Origin of the sequence: Shinella sp. G-2 (assembly GCF_050172695.1) — a bacterium.
Classification (GTDB): Bacteria; Pseudomonadota; Alphaproteobacteria; order Rhizobiales; family Rhizobiaceae; genus Shinella.
This window is the reverse complement of sequence record NZ_JBBEYH010000031.1, coordinates 1-17,352: the sequence shown is the minus strand read 5'-3', so window position 1 is coordinate 17,352 and position 17,352 is coordinate 1. Positions and strand designations below refer to the sequence as shown.

At 63.0% G+C, this 17,352-nt stretch carries 19 protein-coding genes and 2 pseudogenes; 2 read left to right on the top strand and 19 right to left on the bottom strand.

Annotated elements, in window-relative coordinates; all coding sequences use genetic code 11:
* Positions 1-26: 26 nt before the first annotated feature.
* Positions 27-284 carry a WGR domain-containing protein gene (locus V8U06_RS26445; protein ID WP_427143242.1) on the top strand — a complete coding sequence of 86 codons (258 nt, stop codon included), beginning with the start codon at positions 27-29 and terminating at the stop codon, positions 282-284.
* A 33-nt stretch (positions 285-317) separates the two neighbouring features.
* On the opposite strand, the gene V8U06_RS26440 is transcribed toward V8U06_RS26445, so the two are convergent.
* The 4 genes from V8U06_RS26440 to V8U06_RS26425 all read right to left on the bottom strand — a co-directional run bounded on the left by V8U06_RS26440 (position 318) and on the right by V8U06_RS26425 (position 2,400).
* Positions 318-491 carry a hypothetical protein gene (locus V8U06_RS26440; protein ID WP_427143212.1) on the bottom strand — a complete coding sequence of 58 codons (174 nt, stop codon included), beginning with the start codon at positions 489-491 and terminating at the stop codon, positions 318-320.
* A gap of 287 nt (positions 492-778) precedes the next feature.
* A complete protein-coding gene (locus V8U06_RS26435; protein WP_427143211.1) occupies positions 779-1,270 on the bottom strand; it encodes a hypothetical protein in 492 nt (163 codons plus the stop codon).
* Positions 1,271-1,604: 334 nt separating this feature from the next.
* Entirely contained in the window at positions 1,605-1,769 is a 165-nt protein-coding gene (locus tag V8U06_RS26430) for a hypothetical protein (RefSeq protein WP_427143210.1), read from the bottom strand.
* Positions 1,770-2,091: 322 nt separating this feature from the next.
* Positions 2,092-2,400, bottom strand: coding sequence for a DUF736 domain-containing protein (locus V8U06_RS26425; protein ID WP_011427435.1), 309 nt, complete (start codon positions 2,398-2,400; stop codon positions 2,092-2,094).
* Positions 2,401-2,890: 490 nt separating this feature from the next.
* Between V8U06_RS26425 and V8U06_RS26420 the strand changes: the two genes are divergently transcribed.
* Positions 2,891-3,067, top strand: a complete 177-nt coding sequence (locus V8U06_RS26420; RefSeq protein WP_427143209.1) for a hypothetical protein — start codon at positions 2,891-2,893, stop codon at positions 3,065-3,067.
* A gap of 3 nt (positions 3,068-3,070) precedes the next feature.
* Here the strand turns inward: V8U06_RS26420 and V8U06_RS26415 are convergent, their stop codons facing one another.
* From V8U06_RS26415 to V8U06_RS26345, 15 genes and pseudogenes are all read right to left on the bottom strand, one after another.
* The gene (locus V8U06_RS26415) at positions 3,071-3,997 is read right to left on the bottom strand and encodes an ArdC family protein (protein ID WP_427143208.1); all 927 of its coding nucleotides are present in this window, start codon (positions 3,995-3,997) and stop codon (positions 3,071-3,073) included.
* A gap of 293 nt (positions 3,998-4,290) precedes the next feature.
* Positions 4,291-4,878: a hypothetical protein gene (locus V8U06_RS26410; RefSeq protein WP_427143207.1), complete on the bottom strand. Its 588-nt coding sequence runs from the start codon at positions 4,876-4,878 to the stop codon at positions 4,291-4,293.
* 478 nt (positions 4,879-5,356) lie between these two features.
* Complete coding sequence (locus tag V8U06_RS26405) at positions 5,357-5,806, bottom strand: hypothetical protein (protein WP_427143206.1); 450 nt, start codon at positions 5,804-5,806, stop codon at positions 5,357-5,359.
* Positions 5,803-6,165, bottom strand: coding sequence for a hypothetical protein (locus V8U06_RS26400; RefSeq protein ID WP_427143205.1), 363 nt, complete (start codon positions 6,163-6,165; stop codon positions 5,803-5,805). The genes V8U06_RS26405 and V8U06_RS26400 overlap by 4 nt, the downstream gene beginning before the upstream one ends.
* On the bottom strand, positions 6,165-7,049 hold the full coding sequence (locus V8U06_RS26395) for a DUF7007 domain-containing protein (RefSeq protein WP_427143204.1): 885 nt from the start codon (positions 7,047-7,049) through the stop codon (positions 6,165-6,167). Before V8U06_RS26395 ends, V8U06_RS26400 begins: the two co-directional genes overlap by 1 nt.
* Positions 7,046-7,522, bottom strand: a complete 477-nt coding sequence (locus V8U06_RS26390) for a hypothetical protein (RefSeq protein WP_427143203.1) — start codon at positions 7,520-7,522, stop codon at positions 7,046-7,048. Before V8U06_RS26390 ends, V8U06_RS26395 begins: the two co-directional genes overlap by 4 nt.
* A 95-nt stretch (positions 7,523-7,617) precedes the next feature.
* Positions 7,618-9,369: a ParB N-terminal domain-containing protein gene (locus V8U06_RS26385; RefSeq protein WP_427143202.1), complete on the bottom strand. Its 1,752-nt coding sequence runs from the start codon at positions 9,367-9,369 to the stop codon at positions 7,618-7,620.
* Between the two features lie 536 nt (positions 9,370-9,905).
* Positions 9,906-10,877: pseudogene (locus tag V8U06_RS26380) on the bottom strand (lactate dehydrogenase); the annotation flags it as partial.
* Positions 10,876-12,654 (bottom strand): annotated as a pseudogene (locus V8U06_RS26375) (lactate dehydrogenase); the annotation flags it as partial. The pseudogenes V8U06_RS26380 and V8U06_RS26375, both read right to left, overlap by 2 nt.
* Positions 12,655-12,770: 116 nt before the next feature.
* Positions 12,771-13,172: a DUF3085 domain-containing protein gene (locus V8U06_RS26370; RefSeq protein WP_427143201.1), complete on the bottom strand. Its 402-nt coding sequence runs from the start codon at positions 13,170-13,172 to the stop codon at positions 12,771-12,773.
* An 11-nt stretch (positions 13,173-13,183) separates the two neighbouring features.
* Positions 13,184-13,789: a DUF1419 domain-containing protein gene (locus V8U06_RS26365; RefSeq protein WP_427143200.1), complete on the bottom strand. Its 606-nt coding sequence runs from the start codon at positions 13,787-13,789 to the stop codon at positions 13,184-13,186.
* Between the two features lie 122 nt (positions 13,790-13,911).
* Entirely contained in the window at positions 13,912-14,916 is a 1,005-nt protein-coding gene (locus V8U06_RS26360) for a DUF3991 and toprim domain-containing protein (protein WP_427143199.1), read from the bottom strand.
* A 172-nt stretch (positions 14,917-15,088) separates the two neighbouring features.
* Positions 15,089-15,265: a hypothetical protein gene (locus V8U06_RS26355; RefSeq protein ID WP_183940258.1), complete on the bottom strand. Its 177-nt coding sequence runs from the start codon at positions 15,263-15,265 to the stop codon at positions 15,089-15,091.
* 286 nt (positions 15,266-15,551) lie between these two features.
* The gene (locus V8U06_RS26350) at positions 15,552-15,752 is read right to left on the bottom strand and encodes a LuxR C-terminal-related transcriptional regulator (RefSeq protein ID WP_427143198.1); all 201 of its coding nucleotides are present in this window, start codon (positions 15,750-15,752) and stop codon (positions 15,552-15,554) included.
* Positions 15,753-16,169: 417 nt separating this feature from the next.
* Positions 16,170-17,352 (bottom strand): NAD(P)(+) transhydrogenase (Re/Si-specific) subunit beta (locus V8U06_RS26345; RefSeq protein ID WP_427143197.1); only part of this gene is annotated, 1,183 nt, incomplete at its 5' end.

Here is a 17,352-nt window from a genome sequence, read left to right as displayed (position 1 = left end):
TTTCCGCGATCAGCGATTCTTCGCCCATGATCTCGCAGCCTTATCATCTCTATGTCGAACGCTCGGACGCCTCGAAGAACATGGCCCGCTACTACGCCATGTCAATCGAACCCAACCTCTTCGGAGACGTCTGCCTGCTGCGCAAGTGGGGCCGCATTGGCACCAAGGGACAGATGATGGTCCACCATTTCGGTCGGGAAGAAGAAGCAGTCCGACTGTTTCTCGACCTGCTCCGACAAAAGCGAAAACGCGGCTATCGTCCGCGCGCTTCGATGTCGAAATGAGAGAAGCCCGCCGAAGCGGGCTTCGAAAGCGCCTCAGCGGCGCCGGTTCCAGTCAGTCTCGAACGATACTTCAATCTCGACGAGGAACGGGATCTTGATCGCGAGCTTGAGGCCGAGCTTTCCCTTGCGGAAGAAGTGGCTGAGCACCTTGCCGAGGGTGCGGAGCCGGCGGCCGGTGGCGGCGAGGAATTGGGCGAGCTGTTGCATGGTATTTCTCCTTTCGAATTGCGGTCATCGCGGGGATAGCCGGCAGACCGGAAAGGAGGGACGCACCCCGAGGGGCCGCAACGAAGTGGAGGACGTGGCGTCGACTGAATTTTGTTTCGCGAGGAGCCGCGCCGCGGCGGGGAAAATTCTGGCGGCGGCAGGTTGCGTCGTGACGGACGGGCTGCAACATCCCCGATGAGAGATGACAGCCGAGTCGAAAGGAAGAGTCTCAACTGAGACGCTGCCCTCGCGCTCCTCGGATTATCGAGACCGCACCGAAGGACCGATCAGGATCCCCCGCACCTGATGTAGCTGGCACGGGACGCATTCACCGCGATCCCGGTTTCCGACGTGATACCCTCGATGATCGGCGCAAGTGAGCCGAGTTCGTCGTCGGTGAGTGCGATCAGCTCCGGATAGTCGATGTCGACGCCGGTATAGTCCGCCGTCAAAGCGATCGCCCAATCGCCGCCGTTGATGCGGTATTCGTACGTGTCGAAATCGATTTCGAGATCGTCCAGCAAGCTGATGCGAAAGCGCCCGAATATTTCGGTCTCCCCATCCAACTGATACTCGGCGAACTCGTCCTCTCCGGCGAGAACGCTCCGCTCCAACGACATGATGATCCGCACGCGGCCAATTGCTGCCTCCAGCCCTTCAACCAGGCGGTCATTAAGGTCTCGCGAGAACTCGCTGTCGCAGCCGAACCGGTTTGCGAGGACGACGAGCCGGAAACCGGCAAGCTTGGTGTAGAGCATGAGGTTCTGATCGGTTGTCATAATGTGATCTCCTTCGTTGATGACGGAGATCGGCCACTCTGTAGCAAAGAGGGGTCAAGGATCGTGGTACGCGACTAGCAAGCGGGGGAGCCGATTTTTCTGAAGAGAAGTGCAACGGGAGCGGCGGAAAAATTGGGGGAGACCGCGCCGTCCTTGACGCCGGATTTGCTGGAGTAAATTAGGACGGAAGAAAGAGAACAGACCCGCGGACCCGCAGGGGCCGCGACCGTATCCGGCGGGAGCCGGAGGGGAGCGTTGAGGGGTGAAATCCCTGACAGCCGGGAGGCCGGTCGATCCGGCGGACCGGCTCAGATAAGAGGACAAATGAGCCGCCTCAGAATGGCGGCTCGACGTCGACGGCACCCTCCTGTTCCGCAAGCATGACGGCGAGATCAGCCTCGGCGAGTTGCAGCTCCGTCTCGATCTGGCGCCGCTCGGCCACGTCCCATGCGTTCTTCAATTCCAGCCGCAGCTCCTCGATGTGCTGTTCGATCGTCATCGTCTCATCTCCTTGAGTTCGTGAAAGACGACGATGCGGGGCGGGACGGGATGGCGGGGTCAGGGATCGCGTACGCGACCGCCAGCGGCGGCGGGTGGGGGAGCCGATTTTGTTGGAGCGGCGGGAACCGCAGCGGAGGCAAAATTGGGGGTTGACCACTCGTCCTTGAGGCCGCCATGCCGGCACGGCACACTGAAGCGATCTGAACAGACATTTCCGGTCCCGTATGGCACCAGGAAAACCGGAAGCGGGCTCGACGCCCGCTTCCGGTTTCTCAATTCGGCCGATTGGCCCCGCCTCGCGGGCGGGGCCGTTCCGGATCTCAGTCCCGGTTGGGGCGGGACCAGATCAGCTGGTAGCCGTCCTCGCCTTCGACTTCGGTGAGGGTTGCGTAGATCGGAGCGGGGAAGCTCGGGTCGTCCAGCTTGACCGAGAGGTAATCGCGGTCCTGCTCGGAGCGCTTCTGCCAGGCCGCACCGAGCTCGACGTTGCCGGCGTAGATGCGGTAGTGCGGGCCCTTGTCGGAGGGGTTTTCGATGCGGGCGATGCGGGCCTTGACGTTGAGGGCGAGCGTGCGGATCGAGCCGTTGAAGCCGGTTTCGGTGGAGGTGAAGGTGCCGATGGTTGCCATTGTGGTGTTCCTTTCGTTGGTTTCGGGCCGCGCCCTTCGCGGCCTCGATGGCTGTCGCAAGGATCGGGGACGATCGGACCGCACCCGCAGGGCCGGAATGGAATGGAGGGCGGCCGGGAGAAACTTTGTTGCCGCGCGAGGAATGGCGGCGACCTGGGGTCCCCACTCGATTTGTCGAGTGGGGTGGGTTCCGGCAGGGGAAGAAAGTTTTGGATGGCCGTTGCGGTAAGACGATCGAGGCGAAGCCGCTCTCCGATCAGACATGCCTCATCGAGCCCGCGGAGGACGTGGCCTATGCCGATGGATCCGAGGAACGCGGCGATGGCAACGTGCCACCGCCCCACCCAAGCGGACCATTGCTGTGGTGAGACCGTTGCTCTCTCCCAATGTCCGGGCCGTTAGTTCGGCGACGACGGACCGGCCGGCCTGGGAGTTGCCTCCAATAAACAACCCGGTATCGTGTGCGCGCGATTCGTCGCCTGGAGGATATATGCATCAGCAGACAAAGCCGTTTACCATCGAAATCAAGCAATCGCGAAAGCTCAAATCGACTGACCGCAAAACCTCGATCTGGGGCAAGCTGGACCTGACACCAGAACAGGGAACGCCAACGGATAGAGAGCCGAGAGAGATGTCGGCCGTTGGCGGCGACAACGACCGACTCTGATTTCTAGGCCGCGACTTTCTCCTCGGCAGCATCCGGCTGCAGACCGTGCAGGAAGTTGACTGCCCGCTGCGCATGAGCGGCCGCCTGAAAAATCGCTCGCCTGTCTTCGGAAAGCACGGTCAACCACGAGGCGAGGTAAGACGCGTGATCGGGCCGTGGCTCGAGCTCCGGTACAATGCCGAGGTCGGCGCTTAGGAAGCAGCTGCCGAGCTCGGCGATCAGCTCCTCTCGGGCGCGCTCCGTTTTGTCCTTAGCATAACGGCTGAGATCGCGGCCGACACGATCGGGATGCGCAGTCCAATGGCAACTTTCATGGCTGACCGTGGCAACGTATGATTCCGCGTCCCGAAAGCTCTCGAATGGCGGCATCTGGATGTGATCCGTAACCGGTGAATAATATGCCTGTGTGCCGCCGTGGCGGATAACGGCACCCGTGTTGCGAAAGAAGCGATCTGCATTTTCGATCCGTTGGACAGGATCGGCAACAGGCGCCGGTCGATGGTGATAATGGTCGGGCAGACCATCGATTTGTTCGACATTGAAGACCGTGTACGCTTTCAAGAACGGGATTTCCCGGTCGACCTCACCGCCGCTGCCATCGGCTTCGGTCTTGGTAAAGCGGCTGGCGAAAACGACGGTCGACCCGGTCTCGCCTTTGCGGACGGCCGCGCCGAGCTCAAGCGCCTGCTTGAACGTCATCCACATCGGCGACGAGAAGCCGCGCGCCATGCCTTCCGACCACAGCAGCAGTACATTCATGCCCGAGTAGGGCTGCCCGTTGTGCCGGAGCGGACGGGTGATCCGCTCTCTCATGTTGCGGTCGTGCCATGGCTTCATCCACGGCTTGACGCCATGGGCCAGGTCCTCGACAATCCGGTCGGTGATCCGGCCATAGATGTCCACACGTTGCGCGTCTGGTACCCTGCTCATTTTTCCATACCTCCATTTTCCGGGCCGCGCCGATCGCGGCCCCGTTACGGCGGTCCAAGGGCCGGGGCCGAGGGGAGGGCGCACGCGAACGCGCCGGAACGTATGTGGAGGAGGGCGAAGCCCTTGCGGCTCAATCCCCCGACCCCGGCAGGACCGAAGCCGGACGGGTCCGTGATGGCGGGCAAGCTGATCATCTTCTTTCTTTGCCTTCGACATGCGAAAGGCTGGCCCGGGCGGACCAGCTGTCGATCGGAAAGAGAAGAGGAGGCGGGGCCAAAGCCCCGCCGTTGCGGTCAGTCGAAGGCCGCCAACTGTGCGGATGCCGCCTTGCGGTCGAGCGATGCGCCGGGATTTTCAACCGGGCGATCGAAGGGCTTCCAGACCTCTCCAACGATCTGCTCGTAGGCGGCAACGGCACCTTCCGCGGCCATCCGAAGGGAATGGGCCTGGACGCCCATGTCGGCTGCGAATTCGCGCTTGCGCTGGGCGGCGCTGTCGTAGCCAACCGGACCATCGAGATCCTCGTCGCGTGCGTCATTAGCTGCCTTGGCGGTGGCGTCGCGTGCCTCGCTGACGGCACGGGAATAGAATTGTCCGGCGCCATGGGCGGATCCGACATAGGCGCCGACGATGCGCTGGAGGTGGATCTGCATCGCCCGTTCGCCAAGGCCTTCCGAGAGGCTCTCGGCAGTTTCGATGATCAGGCGTTCGTGCAGGTCGCGGATCCCGTCGCCGTCGATCACGGCCGTGCCGAAGCTTTCGGCGATCGCCATCGCCTGGGCGGCGTCAGGGCAGGTGAGCCGGACCATTTCGAGTGTGGCGCCCTTTCGAAGCGGCACGACGCGGGCGGAGTGGCGGGATTGGGTTGCGGGCTTTGCCATGGGCTGTTCCTTTCATGCTGTCCTCCGAAGCGGTTCCGGCCCTTGCCGGTCTGCCCTTCGGTGCGGTCAAAAGGAGCCGGCAGAAGACGGGCGTTTCAGGGTCCGGACCCGCCAGGACGAGCAGAGCCGGGCTGCGCGCAAGCAGGTCAAATTGACCTCGCGCGGCGCGCGGCCCTGCTTTGAAGAAGACGGCGTGGTCCGGCCGCCCCGCGGCGCGATAGCGGCCTTGAAACTGACGGCCGCCGGTTCAGACCGCAACAAAACCGAAGGGAGGCCGGCAAGGAACTGGTCCGGCGATGGACGTCGTTGAACAGGAAGCCCTCAGCGAGCCGCAGCCCTCGGATCCCACCTGAAGCAGGCAGCCGCTCGAGGAGTGCCACCCCGCGGACCCGGCTCACAACTGCCAGAGAGGCGGTCGCGGCATTGAGTATTGCAGGGGCTGGGCTGGACGCCGGAGCCCTGCACACTGACCGGCGAATCATGTTTCCGGCACGTCCGGCTGGGGCTCTGAACCCGCCTTTTCGCCGGGGCGCGGCTTCGGCAGACGATAGGAGTGAAGCCAGGACGGACCGTGCGAATTGCGCAGGCGGCGCAACGTGCCCCCGTCGTCATATGGAGCGCCACCCATCCAGACATGGTTGAGAACGCTCTTCCATCGCCGGCCGTGCTTGGCGGCATAAGCCTGAAGCGCCTCCTCCTCCCCTTCGGTCAAGGGCGGAAGCCTCTCCCTCTTGTGTCGCGTCGCAGTGCCATTGCTTGCCGCGACCGGCGTTGCCTCCTTCTCGGCAATCAGCCTGTTGAGCTCCGCCACACCGGCCCTCAGGCATTCAGCCCCTTCGAGATGATGGAAGCGGATCCAGAACGCTGTCCGATCTTCAGGCGAGGAGCCGATACCGGCCCTTCGCTCGAGTTCGCCAATCGTGCTCATGGGCGGTCACCTCCTCTTGGGACACTCCCACCCCGTACCCGATGCAAGGGCAGCCGACGGCGCGCCCGCATGGCCGCGATGGCGGCGTCCTGCCGGACAAGTTTGCGCGTGAGCGCATCGACCTCCGGTTGACGCTCGGCGGTCAGCGCCGCCAGGTTCGACCGGTAGCGTTCGAGGAAAGCAGCTGGCTCTGGCGGCTTGCCTCGACGGTAGCCCGCGTGACGCCGGCCAAGCAGCGGAAGGAGCGCGGTCATTCGGCGCGTGATCTGGCGATCGATCAGTTCCAGTTGATGCTGCGTCTGCCGCCGCGCCGCTTCCATGCGGGTGAGCTGTGAGGCGTGTTTTGCGAAACCGAACATTACGCGGCCCTCCCACGCCAGCTGGCGAAGCTGGATGGGCCATCATAGGCAGCATGCTTCGTCTCATCGATGACGAAACCAAACCGGCCGACAGCGTAATCGTCGCTCGGCACCAGGAAACGGCCTTCTTCCGCCCGTTCGTCGCGCTTACCGCCAATGGTGGCAATTACCTCGGTCATGCCGGGATGATGGTCGGAACGAAGTGCCGAGATAACGATCCAGTCCCCGGCATGCACCTGCACGAATGCCTGGCCGTCTTTCTCGTGAGATTCGCCAGGCAGGAGCGAGCGACCATGGATCGCTTCCCAAGCGTCCGGCCAGGTGTCCCGGACCGTCTTGTCAGCGCACTTCCGCTCATAGCGCGTGAACAAATCCGGAAAGGTCAGCGCCACGATCGCCCACGCGGCGTCTTCCTCGTACCAGCCATCATCCGCCCGCAGCGTCGGGTGGACCGAGGCGTTGTGGGGGGCGGACAACTTGAAGCCGCCATGTCCGGCCGTGGTGTGGGAGACAATCCCGTCGGCATAGATAGTGGCCCCTTGGGAAGAGCCCCAGGGCGTGCTGCAATTCATTCGGACGGACTGGCGAGCAAGCGCCCGAAACTCACGGCAATGTTCCGCCTGCTCAACCATGCGGTCTCGGAAGGCGGTTTCATCCTCGACTGAGCCGTGGTGCGAATGGAAGTCGTCGCGCTTTAGGTCGGAGAGAGGCCGCGTCATGCGCCAGGCGCTGGCGAGGAAATAGTGGCCGTCACGCGCCGGCACCATCGCGAAGACGAGATCGCCGATGCGCGCAACAGGCAAGCCATCGGCACTTCGACCAAACTCCACCCCTGAAGGTTCAGGGGTGGAGAGTTCGGAGGATTGGGAGACGAGCGTATTCATGCCGCGGCCCTCCCTTCGACATGATCGGCGGCAACCTCGTCGGCGGTCACCTCCTCGAGCACGGCATTGGGATAGCCATGCCGGCTCAGCCATGCCTCGGCTGCCTGCCGATTGTCCGCCAGATGGACGAGTTCCGCGTTTGCACCAGCGCGGTCGAACACACGGACGGATCCCAGCGCGGGCCGCTCGATCACCTTGAAGGCGAGATCGCTGTCGAGCGAGAAGGTCCGGTGAATGCGGATGGCAATCACGCCGCCCGCGCCAAAGCCGCCTTCATGAAGGGTAAAATCCGGCGACAGGCTGACATTGCCGATGCCGCGCTTGCCCTGCTTGCGGATCAAGCGACCCTTGCTGTTACGGTTCTCCCAGGCTGCCAGCTTTTTCTTGTGGCGTTCCGGCGGGCGCGGCGTGCCGTCCGACCAGGCGACGATGGAGCCAATTGGGGCGAGATCATAGATCAAGGACGCAGACATGCGCTTTCTCCTTCAGGTTTTGCGGATTGTGAAAACGAAAGCGCCGCCGGTGATGGCCGGCGGCGGGATCGGTGAAGCTGGATGTGGAAATGCGGCTATTCCGCCGCGATGCCATAGGCGGTTTCGTCCGCGTCTGTGTTCTCGGACCCGTCTGCCGGCTCTTCGAACTGCTCGGCATCCGGATCAGCAACGTTGGACGAGGAGATACCGTCATCGGTGTCTGAGCCACCCGCGGGATCACCATCGCGATCATCGTCGAGATGGTCGGCATGCTTGACCAATTCGGCAACGTCCTTCGCATCGGGCGAAAAGAGAGCCGCCGGATGCACGAACTGGACGTCCTTGAAATGATCGACAAGGGCCGCACGGGTTTCGCGCACCCGCGGACGGGGATACACATTCGCCTCCTTTGCCGCCGCCTCGAGCGCCTGCCGCGACAGGCACACGAGAAAATCCTCTGTGCCCATGTTCGGCAGGAAGCCATCGGCGCCGATCGCCTCGCCGGCGATGCGCGAGACCACGCCGCTGTTCGAAATGTTGCGCCGGCACGACAGGACCTCGACCAGGATGGACCGGGCAGCGACGCGAACCGTCTCCATGTCGAACGAGAGCCTGCCGTCTTCGGAGAAGAGCCGGGCAGCGTGGCGCTGCATGCGCTTGGCCCCGAACACAGTATCGTTGGCGCCGGAATCGACACGAACGTTTTGGCCGGAGAAGGCGAGCACGAGCAAGGCCATCAGCATGTCGTCCTCGATCGGCGCGCGGCCGAGTGCTTCGTGAAGCGCATCGGTGCGGAAATCGCCGATCATGTCCTGGCCCTTCTGCGTGACGTCAGGACGCGTCTTCAAGACCGAGATTTCCTCATCATCGGCCCCTGTCGAACCGTCGGCAGACGAGCCGGTCTGCCCATTCGGCTTCCGGGCTTCCGGCATCCGGTAGTGCACCGACTGAACCTTGCCCTCGCGATCGAGATACATGGCGGTGCTGTCGCCCTTGCCGGGTTTGCCATAGACGCGTTCGGCCTTCTTGGGCAGGTCGGGCTGGCCATAGTTGTTGACCTCGACAATCGCGCCCTTCTTCGGCAGATTGATCGTCATCCACTCCTGCTGCGCGCCGAGGAAAGCCTCGACATTGGTGGTGTAGCGGCTGTCCTCGTCGGCCGGGGCGAAGAGGTCTTCCACCCACTCAATGCCGTAGGCTTCTCGCAGGTCGTCACCGAAGCTGGCATCCCTGGCGTACATCCGCTTCTTCGAAAGCGCGTTGGCAACCGACCACCACGACGCCGTATCGCCCTTCTTCGGCTTGTGCGCCTTCCACACTTCCTTCTGCTCATCGAGCGCGGCAGCGGCGATGGTGCGCAACTGCGGTTCCGACGGCATATCGCCCTTCGCCATATGATCCAGCATGGCCGGCAGGACGTTGGCGAGGAGCCGGAGCTTGCGGATCTGACGCACCGGCAGGGTCAGGGCGACCGCAATGGCCTCCTCGGTCCAGTCGAGCGCGACGAGACGCTCGATCCCCCGCCATTGGTCGACCGGGTTGAGCGGCTCGCGGGCGATATTCTCGACCATCGAACGCATGGCGCCGTTGTCGTTGGCGGCCTCGACCACCAGGACCTCGATCTCGTCGATGCCCGCGGCAACCGCCTGACGCCGGCGGCGATGCCCCGCCTCGATGATGAAACCATTGCCGCCGTCGCGCTCCGGGAAGACGACGGGCGGCTGGATGATGCCGACGGCCCTGATCGTCGCCAGCAGCAGGGCGTCCGCCTGCGGCGTCGACTTCGACTGGCGCGTGTTGTCGGGATTGTCCTTCAGCGCACGCGGATCGACCTTCATGAGATACATGGGATGCTCCTTTTTCCGGGATTTGGGACGCGGCTCCTGCCGGTCCTTCCAGTCTTCATTCTTTCCTGAAGACACCTTCCGGACCGCGGAGCGGGCGGCCGGGTGCAACTGCGGTCGAGCATCCCGGCTGCGAAGGACAAGCGGGGTGCGAAGCGCCTTGCGAAGGACGAGTGGCCGGGATGCGGAGACGGCGGTTGAGCGGAAGCGGCGACCGGTGGACCGATCTGCGACCGGGTTCCTCCCCTTCTTTTCTCCCTTCCTCTCGCGTCGCGAACGGAAATGAGCGCGTCAGCGCTGGATGGATAGGACAAAAAAAAATGGGCCAGCGGAAACCGCGGCCCATGAAGTGTGAAGGTCAATAAACCTCCAGAGGGGAACAGCTGGTGCGGCGGCACTGGGAGGAAAACCGCCATGTGCATCAGCTATATGCACAATGCCTGATTATTGATCAGAGGGGAAACATTTATTGTGCAATGCAGCCATGCACATGCTGCACTGCACCCAGATCCCCGATCTTCTTGGTGGTCGCGTTGCCCTCACGCAGCCTGCGCGTCTTGCTCGGCGCTACTGCGCGCTTCCGCGGCAAGCGCGGCCTCGACCTCCCGAAGCTGCCGGCGCTTCTCGGCAAGTTCTTCGGCGAAGGCGAACACGCCGCCCTCGCGGGAGCGATAGGAAGCCAGCCGCCTGTGGGCTTCGTCCAGTCGATGACGATAACGCTGCCGCTCTTCCTCAAATCCGTCGAGCGCGTGTTCGAGGCGGGAGATCGCGCCAAGCGGCGTCACCGTGACTGCCAGATCGATCTCGTAATCGGCGCCCGTCCGCTGAAGCAAGGTCGTGTAGCGATAGCCATCGCCCTTACCGAAGCGTTCGCCGGAATAGACCAGATCGAAGCCGCCGATCGCGGCTATGGCGATTTCGCCCTCCTGCTGAAGTTGGACCAGCGTGAGGATTTCCTTCATCAAGGCGCGACCGGCGGCCTTCCGCTCGTCGAAGAGCCCACCGATGACAGTCATGGCAAAGGCGTCGGCCGCCGTCGGAACAAGGCGATCGATGTCCTTGCCGACTTCCGCAATCCGTCGCTCCGAGATCTCGATATCGCGTTCGGCGTCACGGATCTGCCGGCGAACCGCATATTGATCGTCGTCATGGGCGGCGCGCAGTCGTTCGAGCCGGGCAATGTCCGCCTCGAGACCTGCCTTCAGCATCAACCGCTCGTCGCCGGAGGCAATCGCCTTGGCCATCGCGAATTGATTGGCCGCCCCTTCGCCGAGATCCTCAAGCCGCCGGATCGAGGTGTCGCCGGAAAGTGCTGCCGCAATGAAGCGGGCCTTGCGTTCGTTGTTTTGCCACATCGAAGCGTCGAGCGAGCCTTGCGTGGCATAGGCGAAGATATCGACTTCATCGTGCTGATTGCCCTGGCGCACGATCCGGCCCTCGCGCTGCTCGATGTGAGAGGGCAGCCATGGGACATCGAGATGATGCAACGCCTTGAGCCGGAGCTGCGCATTCGAGGTCATAGTCCTCGATGGAGGCGACCAGCCAGCAATCGGGATCATCGCGAAATGGCTGCAGGTTCGGCTGGCGATGCGTTTCGCGCACCTCTCCGGTTTCGGGATCCTCGGTCACCGAAACGGTCGTGTGGTTGATCGGCCCGAAGTCGCGGACAAAGTTCGACCAGGCGATCCGCAGCCGCACTTGGCAGTCGCGCCATGGGCGATCCAGTTCCTGGGCTTTCAGGACCTCGCGCACCGCATCGCGGATCGGGATGAGCTTGCGAATGATGCGGACGTGCTTTTCCGAAAGTCCCTCGGCGCTTCGAGCCTTGCGCACATGCGTCGCGACCGGTGCGCCGTCAACGACCTGCATGAGGCCATGCCTGACATCGACGAAATAGCTGCCTTCGCGCACCTTGGCATTGTCGGGGCGCAGATCGACGATCTCGGCAAGCTCGTCCTCCAGATCGATGTCGATGGCGGTCGGCTCGCCGTCATAGAGGTCTTCCGGGAGAAGAGCGATCGCTGCCGTCAGCGCCGCGTCGAGCACCTCGCCGGAGCGTGGCCGGCACGTATAGGTCTCGCCGAATGGGCCGGAGGTCAGGGCGTGATCGCCGAGCACCAACTCCGGATGCTGGGCGAACCATCGGTTTACGCGGATTGCATCCTCGTCCTCGATCGCTGGCCGGACCTCCTGCAGGTCGAGCCAGGAGAGGTCACCTTCCGGCTCGCCTGCCTTTCGCTTGCGGAAGAAGAGGATGTCGACCACGACATCCGTACCGGCCTCACGCCGAAAACTGCCTTCGGGCAGTCGGATCGCGGCGACCAGGTCAGCGGACTTGACGATGTGCTCGCGTGCGGTGCTATCCACCTTGTCCAGCGTGCCGGCGCTGGTGACGAAGGCGGCCAGGGCTCCCGGTTTCAGGAGATCGATCGACCGAGCGATGAAGTAGTCGTGGAGGCGTAGACCGAGCGAACGATAGTGCCGGTCGGAGCGAACCGTCCGATCGGAGAAAGGCGGATTGCCGATGGCAAGATCGTAAATCGCATTGAGGTCGGTACGCGCGAAATCGCCATTGATGATGCGCGCCTTCGGCTGCAGCAGTTTGACGATGCGCGCGGTGACGGGATCGAGCTCGACACCGGTGACGTAGCTCAACCCGCGGTACTCTTTCGGCATCAGCGCCGGAAACAGGCCTGTTCCGATCCCCGGTTCCAGTACGCGGCCGCCACGCCAGCCTAGCCGCTGCAAGCCCGCCCAGATCGCGCGAATGATGAACTCGGGCGTGAAGTGGGCATATTGCGTGCATCGGGCAAGCGACGCGTATTCGCCCTCGCTGACGGCCGATTCTAGCGATGTACCAAGATCGTCCCAACCGTCACGGAAGTCGGTTTCCCCCGGCCGCCGGAACATGCCGTTTGCCAGTTCGCCGGCGCCGAAGCCGGTGAACCGGATCAGCCTCACTTGGGCTTCCGGAGTTGCGGGCAAGTCCAGGTTCTCGAGTTCGTGTGCCGTGAGGATCGCGGCAACGTTGATGCGCGCCCTTTCCTTCCAGGTCGCGGCAAGTTTGCGATCACCGTCGTCGAGATAGAAGTTGGCGCGCTGGCCCTGCTTTCGCGGGAGCGGCCGGTTGGCCGCCGGCAGAGCCCGCGCAGGCGTAGGAGAGGGCGGCGTCGGATCGGGCTCGTCGTCATTGGCGGCAAAACCGCCGAACGCGGTGACGCCAAGACCAAGGCCTGATGACAATGCGCTGCTGCCTGATATATCGAGACCGAAGGGATCGTTGCTCATCGAAAGCTCCTTGTGAGCGAGCGTCATCGAGCCGCCGCAAGGGACGGTCGAGGGAACGCGAAGAGGTGGAAGGTGCCGCCGCCTGCATGGGCGGCGCGGCTATGGTCGACCGAGTGCTAGTCGCGCCCGATCAAGAACAGCTGCATGGTGTCGGCCACGAAAGCGATGCGGAGATGCGTGGCATTGGGGCTTGCCGCAATCATCGCCTCTAGCTGGCCGGCGTCGAGGAAATCGACACCGTCGTCGCCACCGAACGTCCGGCGCTTGACCTCGAACCAGTCGTCGTTGGTGGCAGGATTGCATTCCTCGGCATAGACGACGAAGGGCTTCTGGCCGCCGGCAAGCTTGCCGTTCGAGAGGAGATAGACCCCCTGATCTCCGACCAGAAAGACGCCCGGCTGTTCGTCCTTGCCAGGCTTCAGTCCATAATAGGGGTTGCGAAAGCCGCCATTGGCTTCGGCATCGGCGCGGCCACGCGCGATCACCTCGCGCACGGATGCAACCGGAAAGGTGAGCATGGTTGCTCCTCTCAAGCCGCGATCGGCGCGGGGAGGTGGCGCAGTTGCACCGGCAGCTTCGCGGCGATCTCGTCGTCGCTGAGGTCTTCCAGCAGCTTCAGAAACGTGCCGCCTTTCCCGCCGTAGAGCATCACCGTGCGTTTGCCGCGCGAGGCCTCCGGCCAGCGCTCGCCGGCATAGCCGCGATAGTCGTCCGCCGTGCTGCTCCAGATATGCTCGAGCCGTTCCTCGCGCGTCATGGCCCGGACCGGGCGGCTCTCGCGCTCGATAATCGCAACGCGCATGGCCTCGACGGAGGCTTGATCGGCAAGGTCGCAATAGCCGTGGAAATAGCGGATCGCTTCGTCAATCCGGAGTGCAAAGAAGACACTCGTGACCGAGCCGGTGAGGAACTCGCGCATCGCGAACATCGAACCGCGGATCCAGAGCGGCGGCAGGATTTCGAACATATAGTCGTGCTCGGCCTCGCCGATCTCGAACCACTCGCCGGCATAGAGCGGCGTGGCGTCGTCGTCCCAGCGGTTGGGCCGTTGGTGATGACGGTCGAACATGCGGAACATCTGCGAACGATTTGCGGTGCCCTGGAAGACTTTTCGGACTGCGGGAGAGGGGTTCATCTGCGGCTCCTTCGGAGGCGGACCGAAGCGCAGCACTGTCCTTACGACCTTGCCATCCTCTTCAGTCCTTCATGACCACTTCCGGGCCGCCGGCATCGCAGCTGCCGGGGTCAAGGGCCGGCTTAAGCCGGGCGCAGCCTCCCTTGACGCGGGCGGCGCGAATCCGGCACGCCTTCTCCTTCTTTCCTTTCCCTCTTTTCCTCCTCCCTGATCTTCAGGGTTTCATTCCAATCCTCCTCGGGCGGCCGAAGCCGCGCCCAGTCGCAGCCTGCATCCTCGGCGAGCGCCCGCAGTCGCTCGGCAAACATGTCGCCCTGAGGATTGGCGTCGGTCGCCGCAACCATCTGGACGCCAGGCCTTGCAGCCAACTCCCGCATCGCCGCCTCCGTGGTCGGCGACCAGCCGCCACCAGTGCTGAGATAAAGTGTGCCCTCCCGCAAACCTTCGATCGCCGCGAGGCTCATGGCGTCGATTGCGGCTTCCGTGACAGCCAGGCGTAATGCGCTGTCTGAACCGAGACGGAAAAGGACCTGCATTCCTCCGGAGGCAAAACCCCGGTATTGCCGACCGCGCGACTCCCAGCCGGTCAGAACCCCGGCATGGTCTCTGTGCGCCGCCCACATGCTGCCTTGTGGACCTTCCCGCAGCAGGTTCGCTTTGATCGCCGCTTTGAGCAAAAAGGTTGGAAGGTAACGCTCAGCGTTGAGGTAGCGCCATGTCGATGAATCCGGCCAGGGACGGCGGCGAGCTTGCCAACGATCGGGAAGCGAGAGGTCACATCTTTCGCCATCCCTTCCGGGCTGCCACTCCGGCTCCGTGATCTGAAACCCGACGAGATCTGCAACCCGCCCGGCGCCTTCGAGAAAACCGACATGATCGAGGTGTTCGACGAGCCGGAACACATCGCCCTTCGCTTCGGACAGAGGGTCGAACCATCCGCGCCCTTCATAGGTGACGATAATGATCTCGCCGCCGCGCCGGAACTTGACCGCCCGCCGCGTGCTCTCCTTCGCGTCTATTGCAAACCCGGCATGCTCAAGCACCGCCGCACAACTGACCTGCTCGCGCAGCGCTTCAATCTCTCTTCTCTTCATCTTTCTTCCGATCGCCCAGCGATCGGCCTCCATAATCCTTGCCTGCCCGTTGGTTCACCGACGCCTTTCGGCAGGCCGCGAAGAGCAAAGACCGCAAGGGCGCGGGCATGCAATTGTCGGATCATGCAAGCCAGCGCTCGGCCGCGGCGGAGCTTCCCTTGCGGCCTGCCGCTCGCAAGCGGCACGCCAAGGGCGTAAAGCCGGCTCAATGGGCCGGCCAGGGCATGTACTCATGCACGACCGCCAGGTCGTCGTCGGCGTCGATCTCGTCGGACGGAAGGACGCCGTATTCGCCGTCGACCTCGAAGAGGGTCACCGGGACCATTAGGTCACGGGAGAGCTGGAAGGCGTGGGACTGGGCGAGAGAGAGATCGTGCGACATGTGAGAGGCTCCTTCGGGAGCGGGCCAATTCCCGCTCGATGGCTCCTCAAAAGGCACGGGGTCCGGGCGCGATCACCGCGACGCGAAGCGGAAGCGGCCGCAGCTTGCTAGCGGACCCCTCGTGGGTTGATCGTGGAAGATCCGGAACCGGGCCAGGACGCCATCAAAAGGGAGCGGGATTGGCTTGCTTCCGTTTGGGACCCAACCTTCGCCGCACGGCTTTCGCGCTTACAGACCTGAGGCAATCCCCACATTCACGCGGTACCCACATCGCGATCCTGTCAAATCAATCGGACTCAGAAAGGTTTGCTTTCCTAAGGGCTTCCGCAATTGATTTTGCCTCAAGCGACACAAGGGCGCGCTCAAGGGAAAGCTCGATCTCAGAGATGCTCTTGCCCTCAAGCAAGGCGATTTCGGCGAGTGTCTTTCCTTGAGCCACCCACCGAAGGCAGGCCTTTTCAAAAGGGGGAAGCATACTTGCTTTCATCAATCATCCACATGTTATGTTATATCATATCGCATAATCAAGTTTATGGAACTGGACGGTGATTTGAGCAGTGTTGCTTTGCCTACAACTGATCTCACAAAAGCAAAAATGTAACACACAGCCCATTTTCGGAATTGCAACGGCCAATCAAACGAACTAGTTCGTCGAAGCATCGTCTTTCAAAGCGCAGTTTTCAGTCACTCACCAAGTTTCACTGCCAAAACCTCTGAACTTCATATTCGACTCTGCCCGTAGCGGGCGGCTACGACGCGAGCGAGATGGCCTAGGTGGCGGGAGCGATCCCGTTGGAGGTGCGTGCCGCGCTTGCATTGTTTGGCGCGGGCCTTTCCTGCCACAAGGCGGTCGTATCGAGCTCCAACTTTTCGGGGATCCCTTTTTTCATCGCGAATTCCCCGCTCATGCCAGCGCCGGCAGCAGCTGGTCGATACTCTTCTTGGCGTCGCCATAGAACATGCGAGTGTTGTCCTTGTAGAACAGCGGGTTCTCGATGCCGGAGTAACCGGTGCCTTGCCCGCGTTTGGAGACGAACACCTGCTTGGCCTTCCAGACTTCGAGCACCGGCATGCCTGATATCGGCGAGTTCGGATCCTCCAGGGCCGCCGGATTGACGATGTCGTTGGAGCCGATGACGATGACGACATCCGTTTCGTGGAAGTCCTCGTTGATCTCGTCCATCTCCAGCACGATGTCGTAGGGAACCTTGGCCTCGGCAAGCAGCACGTTCATGTGGCCCGGCAGACGACCGGCAACCGGGTGAATGGCGAAACGCACATTCTTGCCGGCAGCCCGCAGCTTGCGGGTCAGTTCCGAGACCGACTGTTGGGCCTGCGCCACCGCCATGCCGTAGCCCGGCACGATGATGACGCTGTCGGCGTCGTTGAGGGCTGCGGCCACGCCATCGGCATCGATGGCGATCTGCTCGCCGGTGATTTCCATGGCCGGACCCGTGGTTGCGCCGAAGCCGCCGAGAATGACCGACACGAAAGAGCGGTTCATCGCCTTGCACATGATGTAGGAGAGGATCGCACCCGAGGAGCCGACGAGCGCACCGGTGACGATCAACAGGTCGTTTCCGAGCGTGAAGCCGATGGCGGCGGCCGCCCAGCCGGAGTAGGAGTTGAGCATCGACACGACCACCGGCATGTCGGCGCCGCCGATGCCCATGATCAGGTGGTAGCCGATGAAGAAGGCGGCGAGCGTCATGACCAGCAGCGTCCAGGTTCCGGCGCCATTGACGTAGAGCACCAGCAGCACGAGCGAAAGAAGGGCCGCCCCGGCATTGAGCGCATGGCCGCCGGGCAGCTTCTTCGCCTTGCCGTCCACCTTGCCGGCGAGTTTGCCGAAGGCGATGACCGAGCCGGTGAAGGTGACGGCGCCGATGAAGACGCCGAGGAAGACCTCGACCTTCATGATCGACAATTCGACCGGTTCCTTGTGGGCGAGGATCGCCGCAAACCCGGTCAGCGCGGAGCGGGCGGCCTCATCGAGACCGGCGACATGCGCCGCCTCGATATGGGCGTTGAAGCCGATGAAGACGGCGGCAAGGCCGACGAAGGAATGGAGCGCCGCGACGAGCTGC

Bases quoted from the DNA above. Each gene is read 5' to 3' on its own strand.
- V8U06_RS26445 (WP_427143242.1), top strand. From the start codon at position 27: ATGATCTCGCAGCCTTATCATCTCTATGTCGAACGCTCGGACGCCTCG.
- V8U06_RS26440 (WP_427143212.1), bottom strand. From the start codon at position 491: ATGCAACAGCTCGCCCAATTCCTCGCCGCCACCGGCCGCCGGCTCCGC.
- V8U06_RS26435 (WP_427143211.1), bottom strand. From the start codon at position 1,270: ATGACAACCGATCAGAACCTCATGCTCTACACCAAGCTTGCCGGTTTC.
- V8U06_RS26430 (WP_427143210.1), bottom strand. From the start codon at position 1,769: ATGACGATCGAACAGCACATCGAGGAGCTGCGGCTGGAATTGAAGAAC.
- V8U06_RS26425 (WP_011427435.1), bottom strand. From the start codon at position 2,400: ATGGCAACCATCGGCACCTTCACCTCCACCGAAACCGGCTTCAACGGC.
- V8U06_RS26420 (WP_427143209.1), top strand. From the start codon at position 2,891: ATGCATCAGCAGACAAAGCCGTTTACCATCGAAATCAAGCAATCGCGA.
- V8U06_RS26415 (WP_427143208.1), bottom strand. From the start codon at position 3,997: ATGAGCAGGGTACCAGACGCGCAACGTGTGGACATCTATGGCCGGATC.
- V8U06_RS26410 (WP_427143207.1), bottom strand. From the start codon at position 4,878: ATGGCAAAGCCCGCAACCCAATCCCGCCACTCCGCCCGCGTCGTGCCG.
- V8U06_RS26405 (WP_427143206.1), bottom strand. From the start codon at position 5,806: ATGAGCACGATTGGCGAACTCGAGCGAAGGGCCGGTATCGGCTCCTCG.
- V8U06_RS26400 (WP_427143205.1), bottom strand. From the start codon at position 6,165: ATGTTCGGTTTCGCAAAACACGCCTCACAGCTCACCCGCATGGAAGCG.
- V8U06_RS26395 (WP_427143204.1), bottom strand. From the start codon at position 7,049: ATGAATACGCTCGTCTCCCAATCCTCCGAACTCTCCACCCCTGAACCT.
- V8U06_RS26390 (WP_427143203.1), bottom strand. From the start codon at position 7,522: ATGTCTGCGTCCTTGATCTATGATCTCGCCCCAATTGGCTCCATCGTC.
- V8U06_RS26385 (WP_427143202.1), bottom strand. From the start codon at position 9,369: ATGTATCTCATGAAGGTCGATCCGCGTGCGCTGAAGGACAATCCCGAC.
- V8U06_RS26370 (WP_427143201.1), bottom strand. From the start codon at position 13,172: ATGCTCACCTTTCCGGTTGCATCCGTGCGCGAGGTGATCGCGCGTGGC.
- V8U06_RS26365 (WP_427143200.1), bottom strand. From the start codon at position 13,789: ATGAACCCCTCTCCCGCAGTCCGAAAAGTCTTCCAGGGCACCGCAAAT.
- V8U06_RS26360 (WP_427143199.1), bottom strand. From the start codon at position 14,916: ATGGAGGCCGATCGCTGGGCGATCGGAAGAAAGATGAAGAGAAGAGAG.
- V8U06_RS26355 (WP_183940258.1), bottom strand. From the start codon at position 15,265: ATGTCGCACGATCTCTCTCTCGCCCAGTCCCACGCCTTCCAGCTCTCC.
- V8U06_RS26350 (WP_427143198.1), bottom strand. From the start codon at position 15,752: ATGAAAGCAAGTATGCTTCCCCCTTTTGAAAAGGCCTGCCTTCGGTGG.